Here is a 15,288-nt window from a genome sequence, read left to right as displayed (position 1 = left end):
AGCCCTCCGCGATCCGCCGGGCCGGCTCCAGCCACTGCTCGTGCAGGGTGAACCCCCGGCGGCGGCCGTGCTTGGTGCGGCCGATCGCCAGCCTGACCTGGTTGTCGGGCCCGGTGAGACAGTCCACGGACACCTCCGGCTGCTCCAGCCGCGGCATCACCAGCCAGTCGACCGGCTCCTCGGCCCGCCGCAGGGACTCCAGCACCAGACCGAGCGGGACCTGCGGGCCGGGGAAGCCCTTCAGCTGGGTGAGCGAGAAGGGCTCACGGGTGATCATGCGGAAGCCGACCCCGCCCGCGCCGGCCGCGGGCTTGAAGCAGGACCGGTACCCCCGACGCTCCAACTCCTCGACGGCGTTGAGGAGTTCGTCGGCGTCCCGGACCCGCCACCACGGCGGCACCGGCACACCGATCGACTCGACCGCCTGGTAGGCGACCACCTTGTCCTCGAACACGGCCACCGCCTCGGGCGGCGGCGCCAGCAGCGCGGTCCCGGCCGCCTCGAACTCGGCGCGGTGGGCGACGATCGCCGCCTGGTGCAGCCGGGGCACGAACACGTCGATCCCGCGCCGCTCGCACTGGGTGAGCGCGTACTCGACGTACGCCGCCGGGGACAGCCCCTCCGGCTCCAACTCGGCCGTGTCGGCCGCGGCGAGCACGGGGGAGTCGGGGTCGCCGTGGGTGGCGTGGATCGCGACGGCCCGGTCGCTGGGATTTCGCCGCAGCTGATCCATGAAGAACACGTTCTCCGCGTACGTGCGGTTGAGCCAGACGCGTACGCGAGAGACCATGCAGGCCGCCTTTCAACGGTGTGCGGGCAGGGCGGAGCGGCCCGTGCCCGGGCATGACGTAGGGAGGTGCACCGAACCGCCGTGCGAGAAAGACGTGTCCATGGCGGTGGTGTCGGGCAGATCATACGACCAACAAGGCGCGTCCTGATACCACGCCCGGGTGGCGGTCGGCGGTTGATCCGGCGGGGCGAATGTGATCTCGTGGTGAGGTCCGGCTGCTGCTGAAAGGACCAAGATGGCGACGGGCGGAGACGGTCCCCAGTTGTGGGCCATCAGCGATCTGCACATCGGCTACGCCGAGAACCGCGACCTCGTCGAGGGCATGCGGCCCGAGTCCGACGAGGACTGGCTACTGGTGGCCGGCGACGTCGCGGAGACGGTGGAGGACATCCGCTGGGCCCTCAAGACCCTCGCCGGGCGCTTCGCGCGGGTGATCTGGACACCCGGCAACCACGAACTGTGGACCCACCCGAGTGACGCCGTCACCCTGCGCGGCGTCGCCCGCTACGACCACCTGGTCGAGCAGTGCCGCGACCTCGGCGTGCTCACCCCCGAGGACCCGTTCGCGGTCTGGGAGGGCCCTGGCGGCCCGGTCGCCGTTGCGCCCCTCTTCCTCCTGTACGACTACTCGTTCCTCCCGCCCGGCTGCACCACCAAGGAGCAGGGGCTGGAGTACGCGTACGGCACCGGGGTGGTCTGCACCGACGAGCACCTGCTGCACCCCGACCCGTACCCGACCCGCGAGGACTGGTGCCGCGCCCGGGTCGCCGAGACGAAACGGCGCCTCGCGGAACTCCCCGGGGACCTCCCCCTGATCCCCGTCACGCACTGGCCGCTGCACCGCCACCCGACCGACGTGCTGCGCTACCCCGAGTTCGCCATGTGGTGCGGGACCGTCCTCACCGACGACTGGCACCGTATGTACCCCGTGCGGACCATGGTCTACGGTCATCTGCACATCCCCCGGACGACCTTCCAGGACGGCGTCCGCTTCGAGGAGGTATCGGTGGGCTACCCACGCGAATGGCGCGTACGGCAGACGCCGCCCGGCCGGCTGCGCCGGATCCTGCCCGTGGAGGAAACGTCCCGGTGATCGAGGAGCTGCTCCCCCCGACGGTGGCCGCCGTCGAGGCCTACGGCGAGGAGGGCGTCGACGCCCCCCTGTTCCCCGAGGAGGAGGCCCTCCTCACCCACGCGGTCCCCAAGCGCCGCCGCGAGTTCACCGCCGCACGCTCCTGCGCCCGGCGTGCCATGGAGAAGCTCGGCGTGCCCGCGGCGCCCGTCGTCTCCGGCGAACGCGGCGCCCCCGTCTGGCCCGCCGGCCTGGCCGGCAGCATGACCCACTGCGAGGGCTACTGCGCCGCCGCACTGGTCCGCACCGACGACCTGGCGTCCCTCGGCATCGACGCCGAGCCGCACGCCCCGCTTCCCGACGGTGTGCTCGCCGCCATCTCCCTGCCGCAGGAGGCGGCCCGCGTCCACCGCCTCCTCGCGGAACGCCCGGACGTCCACTGGGACCGCCTGCTGTTCAGCGCCAAGGAGTCCGTCTACAAGGCGTGGTACCCGCTCACCCGCAAGTGGCTGGACTTCTCGGAGGCGGACATCACCCTCCACACGGACGGCACCTTCCACGCGGCCCTCCTGGTCCCCGGCCCCGTCGTCTCGGCCCGCCGACTGGACCACTTCACCGGCACCTGGACCACCACACCCACCGTCCTGGCAACAGCAGTGGTCATCCCGCACGGCTGACTGCAACGCCCTCAGGGGCGCGGGGAACTGCGCGCGCAACCCCCACCGGCCCACAGGCGGCTGCGGTGGACCACCACGTCCACCGTGTTGGCAACGGCGGTGGTCATCCCGCACGGCTGACCGCAACGCCCCCAGGGGCGCGGGGAACTGCGCGACCAGCCCCTACCGGCCCGCAGGCGGCTGCATCCCCCCCCGCCCCCGGGCGCGACCCGCACCGCACCACAGCGTGCCGCGCCCGAGCGGCGACCTTACGCCCCGGGATGCCACTCCCGCACCATCCGGAAGAACTCCTCCTCGTTCCCCGCCAGCCCCGCCCCCTCCAACGCGGCCTCCGCCTCGGCGAGTACGGAAGGCGGAACCGCCGGCGGTACAGCAGGTGGTTCCGCAGGGCCGCACCCGTGGTCGTCGCCTGCGAAGGCGGCCCGCACCGTGTGCAGCAGTCTGAGATAGGCCTGGACGGCGGTGCGCTCGCGGTCGGTCAGTACGGCGGTGGGCATCGCTCGGCTCTCCCCGTGTCGTCGTCGTGTGGGTCGCCATGGGTCGTCATGAGTCCCCGCACCCCCGGCACAAACGGGGGCGCACCACCAGCTTGCCGCCCACCACTGACAATCGGCCCGGGCCGCCGCCCCGTTCGCCCGCCGCACACCCCGCGACCTGCCCGGAAGGGCTCAGCTCTGCGGCCCCAGATACCCCAGCGACGCCCCGATCCGCCCTGCCAGATGGTCACGCTGCACCGGCCCCCGCAGCGACGAACCCGCCAGATACGCCCGGCACTTGCTCGCGAGCAGCAGCCCGAACGCCTCGGCCTCCTTCTCCTCCGCGAGGTCGAACCGGGTGCGCGCGGCGACCCGCAGCACCGTCGCCCGCAGCGCGTCGTCGTCGAGGGACGCGCCCCCCAACCGGGTCGCGACCTCCGCGCCCGAGCCCGCCACGGGGTGACCGCAGTGGCCGGCCTTCATGTGCCACAGCTCGTGGCCCAGGATCACCAACTGGTGGTCGGCAGCGGTGCGTTCCTCGACCACGACGAGGTCCTGGTCCGCCATGTCGAGCCACAGCCCGCTCGCGGTGCCCGGAGGGAAGGCCGCCGTGCGGAACAGCACGGGCCGCCCGCGGCGCCGGCTCATCGCCTCGCACAGGGCGGCGTAGAGATCGGCGGGCCGCGCCGGGACGGGAAGCGTCAGCTCCGTGACCAACTCGCCGCACAGGCGGCGCATTTCCCTGCCGATGCCCACAGTTCCCCCCGAGTCACGACTTGGGCCGCCGCTGGACGCTCTCCAGGAGCATGTCCAGCCATTCCGCGACCTTGTCGCGGTGCTGGTCGGTGGGCAGCTGCGCGGCCCGCCAGGCGATGCCCCGCACCCCGTGGTCCTGGAGCAGCCGCTCCAGCGGGTCGTCGGCCGGTGCGGCCGACTCCCGCTCCGCGAGCTTCTGGAGCAGCTCCTGCTCGGTGTGCTGGAGGGCGCTCGCCAGCGCCTCCGGGTCCTCGGCGGTGAGGAAGCCGGCGTGCACCCGGAAGAACCGCTGGAGGGCGTCGCAGTGCTCCATGGTGGGCCGCCGGTCGCCGTTGATGAGGGCGCCGGCCTGCTGCCGGGACATGCCCGCGCCGTCGGCGATCTCCTGCTGCGTGTACTTGCGCCCGTTCGGCTTCAGCCGCGTACGGCGCAGCAGGTCCAGCCGCTGGAGGAAACGCGCCTGCACATCGGGCTCACCCGCGGGCTGTCCGCTCAGCAGCGCCTTCACCACGGGCTCCGGGACACCGGACGCCACGGACAGCCGGCCCACGTCGAAGACCTCGCCGTGCGCCACGCCGAGCCGGTCGGCGAGTGCGGTGACGCGGGCGACGACGGCGGGCAGCGCGTTCGTCGGCGCGGTGCCCGGACCCTCGAAGCCACCCGTCACCGAAAGATCTCCTACGTCTCTCACAGGCTTCTCACAAGCGATTGCCGTGAACCTCACGGAGACTAGCCGGTGTATCGAACTTGCATCCAGGTCTCGCCACAACTGTGGCCAATTTCGGCCGTCCATCGGCGCTGAATGCCACGATAGTTGACATGCCCGGGCTGCGGGCAGCAGGATCGGGCACCGCGTCAGGGCCGCACAGGCAAGAGGGGTGACCTCCCGATGGCACATCAGGCAGGAGGGCAGCGGCCGGCACCGCCGCCCGGCCTCGGGACTCCCGAGGCCCAGGCCTATCTGCGGGACTACGCCGTCCTGCTGGACTCCGTACCCTTCCCGTCGCTGGTCGTGGACCACCGGTGGGACGTCCTGCTCACCAACGGCGCCTTCCGGACACTTTTCCAGGGCGTCGAGCCGCATCCGACGGCCCACCCCGGCGCCAACTTCCTCCGGTTCGTGCTGTTCCACCCGGACGCCGCCACGGTGCTGGGCGACCACGAGGCGAGCTGGTGCCTGCCCATGCTGGCGGACCTCTCCGCCGCCGCCGAGCGGCACGCCCACGACCCCGTGCTGCACGCGGTGCGGCGCGACATCGCCCAGGACCCGATCATGGACGCCGCCTACCGGCACGGGCTGCCGCACTGGCTGCGCGCCGTGGGCGAGCGGGCCGCCGAACACGACGGCTCCGTACGCCCGTTGCTGCACCCGGACCCGCGCTGGGGCGCCACGGAGTGCCGTCTGCTGGTGGAGACCACCTCCGTCCTCGACGAGATGGGGTGCCGCCGGGTGACGTTCGTCCCGCGGGAGACGCCCCGCCCCGCCGGCCGCGACCGCAAGGGACGCCGGGCCGCCTCCCACCTGCGCGTGGTCCCCGCCGCCGACTGATCCCCGCCGAACGCCCCAACCTGCGCGCCCGTTGCGCCACCCCGGCCCGGGCACCACCAGCGAAACCGGCCTCGCCCACGGTGTTCTCGTCGCCCTGGGTGACCCGCGGTCGTCGTCAACCGTGGGCGGATGCCAACTGCGGGGGCGTTTCACCGATGTTGATCATTCCCCGATGAGGCAGAAGACCGGGATGAGCAGCGCCCTGCCTTGAAGCCCGGCGGGGGAGCTGATCCGCGGTGCCTGGAGGGAGCATGGCGGCACTCCGTCGGAACCACGACCGGGCCCCGCACACGCTGCGCGCGTAGGAACCCGCCTGTGACGGCCGACGTGCGCGCGGCTGACTCATCTGCCGGCCGCGGTGGCGGCGACGGCCGGGAGGATGGCAAGGGCGAGGATGCCGGAGGCGAGGGCGAGGACCGGGAAACTGCCGGCGGAGACGACGACTCCGGAGGCGAGCCCGCCGGTGGCTCCCGCGACAGCGACGGAGACGTCGGCCATGCCCTGTGCTTTGGCACGGGTGGCCGGCGGCAGAGCGTCGGTGATCATGGCCGTCCCGGAGACGAGGCCGAAGTTCCAGCCGAGGCCGAGGAGGGCCAGCGCCAGGGCGAGGAGGACGACGGAGTGCGCCGGGGCAGCGGCCGCGGTGCAGCCGGCGGCCAGCAGGGTGAGGCCGGCGGCTGCGGCGACGGTCCTGCGGCCGTACCGGTCGACGAGCCAGCCCGTCACAGGCGACGGCAGGTACATCGCCCCGACGTGGATGCCGATCACGAGGCCCGAGGCAACCGTGGAGTGACCGTGGTCGTGCATGTGCACCGGCGTCATCGTCATCACGGCGACCATGACGAGTTGGGCCACGATCATCGTGAGGGTGCCGAGGACGAGGCCCGGTCCGCGGCTGGAGTCCGGCGCTTGGGCGGTGGTGGCGGCGCCGGCCGCGTGTCTCTCCGCTTCGAGACGACGGGCGAGGAGCAGGGGGTCGGGACGGAGCCGGACGAGCAGGACGAGGGCGGCAAGACCGTAGGCGGCGCCGGAGAGGAGGAACGGCCCGGCGAGCGTTGGTATGCCCAGGGCGTCGGCGAGGACGCCGGCGGGCGCGGCGAGCGTGGGGCCGACGACGCCGCCGAGCGTGGTGGCGACCAGGACCGTCGAGACGGCCCGGGCACGATGAGCGGGAGCGGCCAGGTCTGCTCCGGCGTACCGGGCCTGGAGGTTGGTGGCCGTTCCGGCCCCGTAGACGAGCAGGGCGGTGAACAGGAGCACGGCACTGCCGACGGCTGCGGCCGCGACGACGCCGGCCGAGCCGACCGCGCCGGTGAGGTACCCGGCTGCCAGGCCCGGTCGGCGGCCCCGGGAGTGGGAGACGCGTCCGACGCCCACCGCGGCGAGCGCGGATCCCGCGGTGAACAAGGCGGTCGGCAGACCGGCGAGGTCGGTCGAGCCGAGCATGTCCTGCGCGAGCAGGGCGCCGACGGTGATGCCCGCGGCGAGTCCGGCGCCGCTGAGGATCTGGGAGGCGACCAGGACGGTCAGGACGCGGCGCTGCGTGGCGGAGTGCGGCGGCGCGTCGGTGGAAGAGTCGTGTGCGGAGGTCGTCACAGAGGTGTCCTTACGGGGTGGCCGTAGCCGTGAGTGCGGGGCGCCGACCTGGTGCCGCGTCTCGAGACGCGTCGCCGGGCGGCGCCTCCTGGGCTGGTCCGGTGCGACGGGCGCACTGTCGGGACCGCAGTCACACCGTAACAGTAACGCACATTGCATGTTCGTATGAACATGCAGGTGACTGGATCGTGTGAGGCGCGTTGCCCTCGACGCTGTGACGACTCGCCTCGGTGCCCTGCGGTGTGAAGGGGCTTTGCGTGGTGTGAGCTCGATGAGGTCCCTCCGTGGGGCGCATCGAAATGGTGAGCTACCGAACATCAGGATGGTCAAGCGAACACAGCTGTGTTAGAAATGGTTACGGGCAACGCCGGCCGATGGAACCTGACCTCCGCGGTCGGTCCGGGCTCCGACGGGCTTTACCCGTCGGAGCCCGGACCGCTTCGGATCTCGTGAAGGAGACACCCTGTGAATTCCCCTGCGCATCCCTTGATGATCCTCGTCGCCGGACCGTACCGATCGGGCACCGGTGACGACCCGCGCAAGCTGGAGGCGAACGTCCGGGCCATGAACGTGGCCGCCCTGGCGCTCTTCCGTGCCGGTCACCTCGGAGTCACCGGCGAGGCACTCGCCCTCCCGCTGCTGGAGACCGCCGGCAGTACCGGCCCCGGCGATGCCGTCTATGAGGAGATGTTCCACCCCCTCGCCGAGCAGCTCCTCCTCCGCCGCGACGCCGTCCTGCGCATCGGTGGGCCGTCCGAGGGTGCTGACCTGATGGTCGGCCGGGCGCGAGCCTGGGGCAAGGACGTCTACACCAGCCTCGACGACATCCCGGCCGCCCGGTGACGGCGGGGATCGACGTACCCGACCGACGCGGCCGTACCGGTCTCGGCCAGCACGGCCGCGATCTGACCGGTAACCCGCGGGTGCGCATCCTCGACGTGCAGGTTCTGTCGTGCGACTGGTCCGTCCTGCGCAAGACGACTTTCGACTACCGGCACGGCGACGGGCACTGGAGCCGGGAACAGCGCGAGACCTACGATCGTGGCGACGGAGCCACCCTCCTGCTCCACGACGTCGCCCGCGGCACCGTACTGCTGACCCGGCAGTTCCGGTTGCCGGCCTACGTCAACGGCCATCCGGACGGAATGCTGATCGAGGCAGCGGCCGGCCTCCTGGACGGTGACTCGGCCGAGGAGGCGGTCCGCAGGGAGGCGGCCGAGGAGACGGGCCGGAGGATCGGCGAGGTCGAGCACGTCTTCGACGTCTACATGAGTCCCGGCTCGGTCACCGAGCGCCTGCACTTCTTCGCCGCCCCCTACGAGAGCACCACCGCTCAGCCGGGGGACATGCGAGGAGTGGCCGACGAGGGCGAGGACATCGAGGTCCTGGAACTCCCCTTCTCCACGGCCCTCGCCATGATCCGCAGAGGAGAGATCGCCGACGCCAAGACGATCATGCTCCTGCAGTGGGCCGCTCTGGACGGCCCCTTCAAGGGCATCAGCCGCCCTGCGTGACCCGGCATCCGGACAGCCTTGCTGCTCAGCAAGTAGTCCTGAAGCGGACATCCACTCATCCATCCGAACATGATTCGCTGTTCTTCCCGTTCCACGACTCACATTCCGCGAGGAGACGAAATGACCTGTCGCACGCTCGTGGCCGCGGTGCTCGGAGCGGCCACGGCCGCCGTACTGGCACTCCCGGCCGTCGCGAACGCTTCCCCCGACACACAGACCCTCACCGTCACCCGGGAGAAGGGACACGTGCTCGCGTGTACGGGCACGGGGTACGGGGTCGACGTGGTGGTCGACCTCTACGACAACGACGTGTTCGGGACGCACGCCGCCGTGAGCGTGCGGACGCCGGACGACGAATACGTCCGGGGAGGGGAGACCGGGGCGGGCCTCTTCGACAGGGGCCGCATCAGACGGGAGTTCGTCCTCGACTCGGAGACCTCGGGCACCGCGCAGACGGTCGTGGTCAGTGGCGCCTACGTGCGGTCCGGGTCGCCGAAACGCGTTCACGAGGTGTACGACGAGCCGTTCGGCCAAGTGGTGACCAAGGGTTGGAACTATCCGCTGCGGGCCGGCGTGACGGTGCGGACGATGGGGCAGCAGGTGGAGCTCACGTGCGGGGAGGCCTTCGCCTACAGGCTCGCGACATGGCGTCCGGACAGCACCGCCGAGTGACCGACCGGCCCGTCGAGCGCGGTGCGCCGCCGACGTCCGGCCCGCCGCCCGAAGGAGAACTCGGACGCCCTGCGAGCGCTGATCGCCGGTGAGCTGCGGCCCGGTGAGGTGTACTCGGCGCCGGGGCTCGCCACCCGCTTCGGCGTCTCCGCCACCCCCGTGCGCGAGGCGCTGCTCGACCTCGCCAAGGAGGGCCTGGTCGACGTCGTCCCCGACAAGGGGTACCGGGTCACCGCCGTGTCCGAGCGACAGCTCGACGAGTACACGCACGTACGCGCCCTGATCGGGATCCTGACGACGGCGGCGCTGGCCGGCACGGCCGATCCGATGGCGCTCGCCGGACTGCGGCCCGTCGCCGAGGAGATCGTCGCGGCCGCCACGGCCGGGGACCTCGTCGCGTACATCGACGCCGACCAGCGCTTCCATCTCGGGCTGCTGGCGCTCGCCGGGAACGCCCATCTCGTCGAGGTGGTCCGGGACCTGCGCCGCCGGTCCCGGCTGTACGGGCTGACCGCGCTGGCGGAGCAGGGGCGGCTGCGGGCGTCGGCCGAGGAGCACCTCGACTCCTCGACTCCTCGACGCGCTTCGCCCGTGACGCCGAGGCCGTACGCGCGGTGATGACCCGTCACCTCGGGCATGTCCGGGGACTGTGGGCAGCGCACTGACCCTGCTTTTTGCGCAGAAACGCAAGCTTCTTGCGTTTCTTGCGCTACGCTTGCGGGCATGACGCGACGACTTGCTGTGGTGGCGAAGAAGGTCGGGGTCAGCGAGGCCACGGTCAGCCGGGTGCTCAACGGCAAGCCGGGAGTCTCCGAGGCCACCCGGCAGGCGGTGCTGTCCGCCCTCGACGTGCTCGGCTACGAGCGGCCGACCCAGCTGCGCGGCGAGCGCGCCCGGCTGGTCGGCCTGGTCCTGCCCGAGCTGCAGAACCCGATCTTCCCCGCCTTCGCCGAGGTCATCGGGGGTGCGCTGGCCCAGCTCGGCCTGACCCCCGTGTTGTGCACCCAGACCCGCGGCGGGGTCTCCGAGGCGGACTACGTGGACCTGCTGCTCCAGCAGCAGGTGTCCGGCGTGGTGTTCGCGGGCGGCCTGTACGCCCAGGCCGACGCGCCGCACGACCACTACCGCCGGCTCGCCGAGCGGAAGATCCCCGTCGTCCTCGTCAACGCGGCCATCGAGCACCTCGGCTTCCCCGCCGTGTCGTGCGACGACGCCGTGGCCGTGGAGCAGGCCTGGCGTCATCTCGCCTCGCTCGGCCACGAGCGCATCGGCCTGGTGCTCGGCCCCGGCGACCACATGCCGTCGGCGCGCAAGCTGGCGGCCGCGCGGGCGGTGGCCGGCGAGGTGCCCGAGGAGCACGTGGCCCGCGCCATGTTCTCCATCGAGGGCGGTCACGCGGCGGCCGCCCGGCTCATCGACCGGGGCGTCACCGGCTTCATCTGCGCCAGCGACCCCCTCGCCCTCGGCGTCGTACGCGCCGCCCGGCGCAAGGGGCTCGACGTACCCGGGCAGATCTCCGTCGTCGGCTACGACGACTCCGCGCTGATGAACTGCACCGAACCCCCGCTCACCACCGTGCGCCAGCCCATCGAGGCCATGGGCAAGGCGGTGGTGGAGCTGCTCAACGCGCAGATCAGCGGCAGCACGGTGGCTCCCGAAGAGCTGCTGTTCGAACCGGAGTTGGTGGTGCGCGGCTCGACCGGGCAGGCGCCGCGCGACTGACCGTCCCTCAGCTGTCGAATAATTCCAAATTCCGCGCGACATCTTGCGAGCCGTTGTCGTCGGTGCTTGAGTGTGCCCCGCCCACCGCTCCTGTTCCGAGGGGTTCACTCACTCCTGTCCCGTAAGGGGTCCACCGATGAGAAGCACCGGGATCCGCCGTACCCTCGTCGCGCTCGGCGTCGGCGCCCTCGCGCTGACGGCCTGCGGCTCGGACGGCGACGACGCCGCCGACGGCACGACGCGGCTCACCGTCAACTGCATGCCGCCCAAGAGCGCCAAGGTCGACCGCCAGTTCTTCGAGGAGGAGATCGCCGCCTTCGAGAAGAAGAACCCGGACATCGACGTCGTCCCGCACGACGCGTTCCCCTGCCAGGACCCCAAGACGTTCGACGCCAAGCTCGCCGGCGGCCAGATGGAGGACGTGTTCTACACGTACTTCACCGACGCCCGGCACGTCGTGGACATCAAGCAGGCCGCCGACCTCACCCCGTACGTCAAGGAACTCAAGAGCTACGGCACCGTCCAGCAGCAGCTGCGGGACATCTACACCGTCGACGGCAAGATCTACGGCATCCCCCGCACCGGCTACTCCATGGGTCTGATCTACAACCGGGAGCTGTTCGAGCAGGCAGGCCTCGACCCCGACCGGCCGCCCGCCACCTGGGACGAGGTCCGCACCGCCGCCAGGAAGATCTCGGCGCTCGGCGACGGCGTCGTCGGCTACGCCGACTACAGCGCCCAGAACCAGGGCGGCTGGCACTTCACCGCCGAGCTGTACTCCCAGGGCGGCGACGTGGTGAGCGCCGACGGCACGAAGGCCACCGTCGACACCCCCGAGGCGCGCGCCGTCCTCCAGACCCTCCACGACATGCGGTGGAAGGACGAGTCGATGGGCAGCAAGCAGCTGCTCGTCATCAACGACGCCCAGCAGATGATGGGCTCCGGCAAGCTCGGCATGTACCTCGCCGCCCCCGACAACATCCCGATCCTGGTCAAGGAGAAGGGCGCGAAGTACGAGAACATCGCCATCGCCCCCATGCCCGGCGGCAAGGCCACCCTCGTCGGCGGCGACGGCTACATGTTCAACAAGAACGCCACCCCCGAGCAGATCCGCGCCGGCCTCAAGTGGCTCGACCACATGTTCCTCACCCCCGGCGACGGCTTCCTCGGCGACTACGCCCGCGCCAAGCAGCACGACGCCCCCGTCGGCCTGCCCGAACCGCGCCTGTTCACCGGCGCCGCCGACACCAAGGACCAGCAGGTCAAGCAGGCCAACGCCAACGTCCCCGTGGAGAACTACAAGGCGTTCCTCGACGGCAACCAGCAGCTGGAGATGAAGATCGAGCCGCCGCACGCCCAGCAGCTCTACTCCGTCCTCGACGGCGTGGTCTCCGCCGTCCTCACCAAGGAGGACGCGGACATCGACCAGCTGCTGAAGGACGCCTCCGGCAAGATCGACGGCATCCTGGCGCGGAGCTGACCGGTGACGAAGACGGTCGAACGGCCGCCCGCCGTGCGGGTCCGTCCGGTGAAGGCGCCGTCCCCGGCGGGGGACCGGAGGCGGCGCCGCCTCACCGACCACCTGCGCGCGTACGGCTTCCTCCTCGGCGGACTCATCTGCTTCGCGCTGTTCTCCTGGTACCCGGCGATCCGCGCCGTCGTGATCGCCTTCCAGAAGTACACGCCCGGCTCGGACCCCGAATGGGTCGGCACCGCCAACTTCACCCGCGTCTGGCAGGACCCCGAGTTCGCCGACGCCTGGCGCAACACGCTCACCTTCACCCTGCTCGCCCTGCTGATCGGCTTCGCGATCCCCTTCCTGCTGGCCCTCGTCCTCAACGAACTGCGCCACGCCAAGGCGTTCTTCCGGGTCGTCGTCTACCTGCCGGTGATGATCCCGCCCGTGGTGAGCGCCCTGCTGTGGAAGTGGTTCTACGACCCGGGCGCCGGCCTCGCCAACGAGGCGCTGCGCTTCCTGCACCTGCCGACCTCGAACTGGTCCAACGGCGCCGACACGGCCCTGGTGTCCCTGGTGATCGTGGCCACCTGGGCCAACATGGGCGGCACCGTGCTCATCTACCTCGCCGCCCTCCAGGCCGTCCCCGGCGAGCTGTACGAGGCCGCAGAACTCGACGGCGCGAACCTGCTCCAGCGTATCCGCCACGTCACGGTCCCGCAGACCCGGTTCGTGATCCTCATGCTGATGCTCCTCCAGATCATCGCCACCATGCAGGTGTTCACCGAACCGTTCGTGATCACCGGGGGCGGACCGGAGAACGCCACCGTCACCGTCCTCTACCTCATCTACAAGTACGCCTTCCTCTACAACGACTTCGGCGGCGCCTGCGCGCTCAGCGTCATGCTGCTCGCCCTGCTCGGCGCGTTCTCCGCCGTCTACCTCCGCCTCACCCGCTCCGGAGAGGAGGCCGCATGAGCAGCAGCACCCGCACCCTCGTCTCCCCGGCCGTCCTGGCCCGCCCCCGCGGCAAGGCCGTCTACTGGACCGTCTTCACCGGCGTCGTCGTGCTCTTCGCGCTGGCGTTCCTGTTCCCGGTGTACTGGATGGTCACCGGCGCCATGAAGTCACCGGACGAGGTGGCCCGCACCCCGCCCACCCTCGTCCCCGACAACTTGAGCACCGCCGGGTACACCGACGCCTGGGAACTGATGCAGCTGCCCGCCCACCTGTGGAACACGGTGGTGCAGGCGGCCGGCGCCTGGGCCTTCCAGCTGGTGTTCTGCACGGCCGCCGCCTACGCCCTGTCCAGACTCCGGCCCGCCTTCGGCAAGCTGGTCCTCGGCGGCATCCTCGCCACCCTGATGGTCCCCGCCCAGGCCCTCGTCGTACCGAAGTACCTCACCGTCGCGGACCTCGGCCTGCTCAACGACCCGCTCGCCATCTGGCTGCCGGCCGTGGCCAACGCCTTCAACCTGTACCTGCTCAAGCGGTTCTTCGACCAGCTGCCCAGGGACGTCCTGGAGGCCGCCGAGATCGACGGCGCGGGGAAGCTGCGCACCCTGTGGTCCATCGTGCTGCCCATGTCCCGCCCGGTGCTCGGCGTGGTGTCGATCTTCGCGCTGGTCGCCGTCTGGCAGGACTTCCTGTGGCCGCTGATGGTCTTCTCCGACACCGACAAGCAGCCCATCGGCGTGGCCCTCGTGCAGCTGTCGCAGAACGTCCAGCTGACCGTGCTCATCGCCGCGATGGTCATCGCCAGCATCCCCATGGTCGCGCTGTTCCTCGTCTTCCAGCGACACATCATCGCCGGGATCGGCGCGGGCAGCACCAAGGGCTGACACCGGACCCCCGTCCACAGAAGAGAAAGGCACCCACGTGGGACAGCCCACCCCTGCCACCGACGACGGCTGGTGGCGCTCCGCCGTCATCTACCAGGTGTACGTCCGCAGCTTCGCCGACGGCGACGGCGACGGCACCGGCGACCTGGCCGGCGTCCGCGCCCGCCTGCCCTACCTCGCCGAACTGGGCGTCGACGCCCTGTGGTTCAACCCCTGGTACCGGTCCCCGATGAAGGACGGCGGCTACGACGTCGCCGACTACCGGGCGATCGACCCGGCCTTCGGCACGCTCGCCGAGGCGGAGAAACTCATCGCCGAGGCACGGGAGCTGGGCATCCGCACCATCGTCGACATCGTGCCCAACCACGTCTCCGACCAGCACCCCTGGTTCCGGGCGGCCCTCGCCGGCGGCCCCGAACGGGAGCTGTTCCACTTCCGCCCCGGGCGCGGCGACCACGGCGAACTCCCGCCCAACGACTGGACGTCCGAGTTCGGAGGTCCCGCCTGGACGAGGCTCCCCGACGGCGACTGGTACCTGCACCTGTTCGCCCCCGAGCAGCCCGACCTCAACTGGGCCCACCCCGCCGTCCGCCAGGAGCACGAGGACATCCTGCGCTTCTGGTTCGACCGGGGCGTCGCCGGCGTTCGCATCGACTCCGCCGCCCTGCTCGCCAAGGACCCCGGACTGCCCGACTTCACCGAGGGCCGCGACCCGCACCCCTACGTCGACCGCGACGAACTCCACGACGTCTACCGCGCCTGGCGGGCCGTCGCCGACGAGTACGGCGCCGTCTTCGTCGGCGAGGTCTGGCTGCCCGACACCGAACGCTTCGCCCGCTACCTGCGCCCCGACGAACTGCACACCGCGTTCAACTTCTCCTTCATGACCTGCCCGTGGGACGCCGCCCGGCTGCGCCGCTCCATCGACGACACCCTCGCCGAGCACGCCCCCGTCGGCGCCCCCGCCACCTGGGTGCTGTGCAACCACGACGTCACCCGCACCGTCACCCGCTACGGCCGCGCCGACACCGGCTTCGACTTCGCCACCAAGGCCTTCGGCACCCCCACCGACCTGGACCTCGGCACCCGCCGGGCCCGCGCCGCCGCCCTGCTCTCCCTCGCCCTGCCCGGCGCGGTCTACGTCTACCAGGGCGAGGAACTCGGCCT

General features: G+C 71.3%; 16 protein-coding genes and 1 pseudogene. 12 read left to right on the top strand and 5 right to left on the bottom strand.

All coding sequences use genetic code 11. The features are described 5' to 3' along the window. The coding region (locus tag CCN29_RS28170) for an ATP-grasp domain-containing protein (protein ID WP_086685415.1) at positions 1-790 on the bottom strand (790 nt) is incomplete at its 3' end. 235 nt (positions 791-1,025) lie between these two features. On the opposite strand from CCN29_RS28170, the gene CCN29_RS28165 reads away from it, so the two are divergent. Then, positions 1,026-1,883, top strand: coding sequence for a metallophosphoesterase family protein (locus tag CCN29_RS28165; RefSeq protein ID WP_086685413.1), 858 nt, complete (start codon positions 1,026-1,028; stop codon positions 1,881-1,883). Continuing rightward, positions 1,880-2,539 (top strand): 4'-phosphopantetheinyl transferase family protein, encoded by a 660-nt coding sequence (locus tag CCN29_RS28160; protein WP_006129860.1) that lies wholly within the window; start codon positions 1,880-1,882, stop codon positions 2,537-2,539. Before CCN29_RS28165 ends, CCN29_RS28160 begins: the two co-directional genes overlap by 4 nt. Before the next feature lie 248 nt (positions 2,540-2,787). Here the strand turns inward: CCN29_RS28160 and CCN29_RS28155 are convergent, their stop codons facing one another. The 3 genes from CCN29_RS28155 to CCN29_RS28145 all read right to left on the bottom strand — a co-directional run bounded on the left by CCN29_RS28155 (position 2,788) and on the right by CCN29_RS28145 (position 4,438). Continuing rightward, entirely contained in the window at positions 2,788-3,036 is a 249-nt protein-coding gene (locus CCN29_RS28155; protein WP_086685411.1) for a hypothetical protein, read from the bottom strand. A gap of 171 nt (positions 3,037-3,207) precedes the next feature. Continuing rightward, complete coding sequence (locus CCN29_RS28150; RefSeq protein WP_086685409.1) at positions 3,208-3,753, bottom strand: toxin-antitoxin system, toxin component; 546 nt, start codon at positions 3,751-3,753, stop codon at positions 3,208-3,210. Positions 3,754-3,784: 31 nt separating this feature from the next. Further along, the gene (locus CCN29_RS28145; protein ID WP_086685407.1) at positions 3,785-4,438 is read right to left on the bottom strand and encodes a helix-turn-helix domain-containing protein; all 654 of its coding nucleotides are present in this window, start codon (positions 4,436-4,438) and stop codon (positions 3,785-3,787) included. A 222-nt stretch (positions 4,439-4,660) separates the two neighbouring features. Here CCN29_RS28145 and CCN29_RS28140 point away from each other — a divergent pair, with 222 nt between their 5' ends. Next, positions 4,661-5,320 carry an MmyB family transcriptional regulator gene (locus tag CCN29_RS28140; protein WP_006129864.1) on the top strand — a complete coding sequence of 220 codons (660 nt, stop codon included), beginning with the start codon at positions 4,661-4,663 and terminating at the stop codon, positions 5,318-5,320. Positions 5,321-5,662: 342 nt separating this feature from the next. On the opposite strand, the gene CCN29_RS28135 is transcribed toward CCN29_RS28140, so the two are convergent. Further along, positions 5,663-6,916, bottom strand: a complete 1,254-nt coding sequence (locus CCN29_RS28135) for an MFS transporter (protein ID WP_086685405.1) — start codon at positions 6,914-6,916, stop codon at positions 5,663-5,665. Between the two features lie 489 nt (positions 6,917-7,405). On the opposite strand from CCN29_RS28135, the gene CCN29_RS28130 reads away from it, so the two are divergent. The 9 genes and pseudogenes from CCN29_RS28130 to CCN29_RS28090 form a co-directional block, all read left to right on the top strand. Then, a complete protein-coding gene (locus tag CCN29_RS28130) occupies positions 7,406-7,759 on the top strand; it encodes a DUF4406 domain-containing protein (RefSeq protein ID WP_086685403.1) in 354 nt (117 codons plus the stop codon). After that, positions 7,756-8,430, top strand: coding sequence for an NUDIX domain-containing protein (locus CCN29_RS28125; protein ID WP_006129867.1), 675 nt, complete (start codon positions 7,756-7,758; stop codon positions 8,428-8,430). The genes CCN29_RS28130 and CCN29_RS28125 overlap by 4 nt, the downstream gene beginning before the upstream one ends. 120 nt (positions 8,431-8,550) lie before the next feature. Then, positions 8,551-9,102, top strand: coding sequence for a hypothetical protein (locus CCN29_RS28120; protein WP_086685401.1), 552 nt, complete (start codon positions 8,551-8,553; stop codon positions 9,100-9,102). A 21-nt stretch (positions 9,103-9,123) separates the two neighbouring features. After that, positions 9,124-9,767: pseudogene (locus tag CCN29_RS28115) on the top strand (GntR family transcriptional regulator). A 58-nt stretch (positions 9,768-9,825) separates the two neighbouring features. After that, positions 9,826-10,824, top strand: a complete 999-nt coding sequence (locus CCN29_RS28110; RefSeq protein ID WP_031022609.1) for a LacI family DNA-binding transcriptional regulator — start codon at positions 9,826-9,828, stop codon at positions 10,822-10,824. 136 nt (positions 10,825-10,960) lie between these two features. Continuing rightward, the gene (locus CCN29_RS28105; RefSeq protein ID WP_031064426.1) at positions 10,961-12,304 is read left to right on the top strand and encodes an ABC transporter substrate-binding protein; all 1,344 of its coding nucleotides are present in this window, start codon (positions 10,961-10,963) and stop codon (positions 12,302-12,304) included. 3 nt (positions 12,305-12,307) lie between these two features. Continuing rightward, complete coding sequence (locus CCN29_RS28100) at positions 12,308-13,258, top strand: carbohydrate ABC transporter permease (protein WP_086685400.1); 951 nt, start codon at positions 12,308-12,310, stop codon at positions 13,256-13,258. After that, the gene (locus CCN29_RS28095) at positions 13,255-14,121 is read left to right on the top strand and encodes a carbohydrate ABC transporter permease (RefSeq protein ID WP_006129873.1); all 867 of its coding nucleotides are present in this window, start codon (positions 13,255-13,257) and stop codon (positions 14,119-14,121) included. Before CCN29_RS28100 ends, CCN29_RS28095 begins: the two co-directional genes overlap by 4 nt. Positions 14,122-14,158: 37 nt before the next feature. After that, positions 14,159-15,288 (top strand): alpha-amylase family glycosyl hydrolase (locus CCN29_RS28090; RefSeq protein WP_442538524.1); only part of this gene is annotated, 1,130 nt, incomplete at its 3' end.

It is taken from the genome of Streptomyces pseudogriseolus, from assembly GCA_002154585.1.
GTDB lineage: Bacteria > Actinomycetota > Actinomycetes > Streptomycetales > Streptomycetaceae > Streptomyces > Streptomyces pseudogriseolus.
This window is presented reverse-complemented; position numbering and strand designations above follow the sequence as displayed.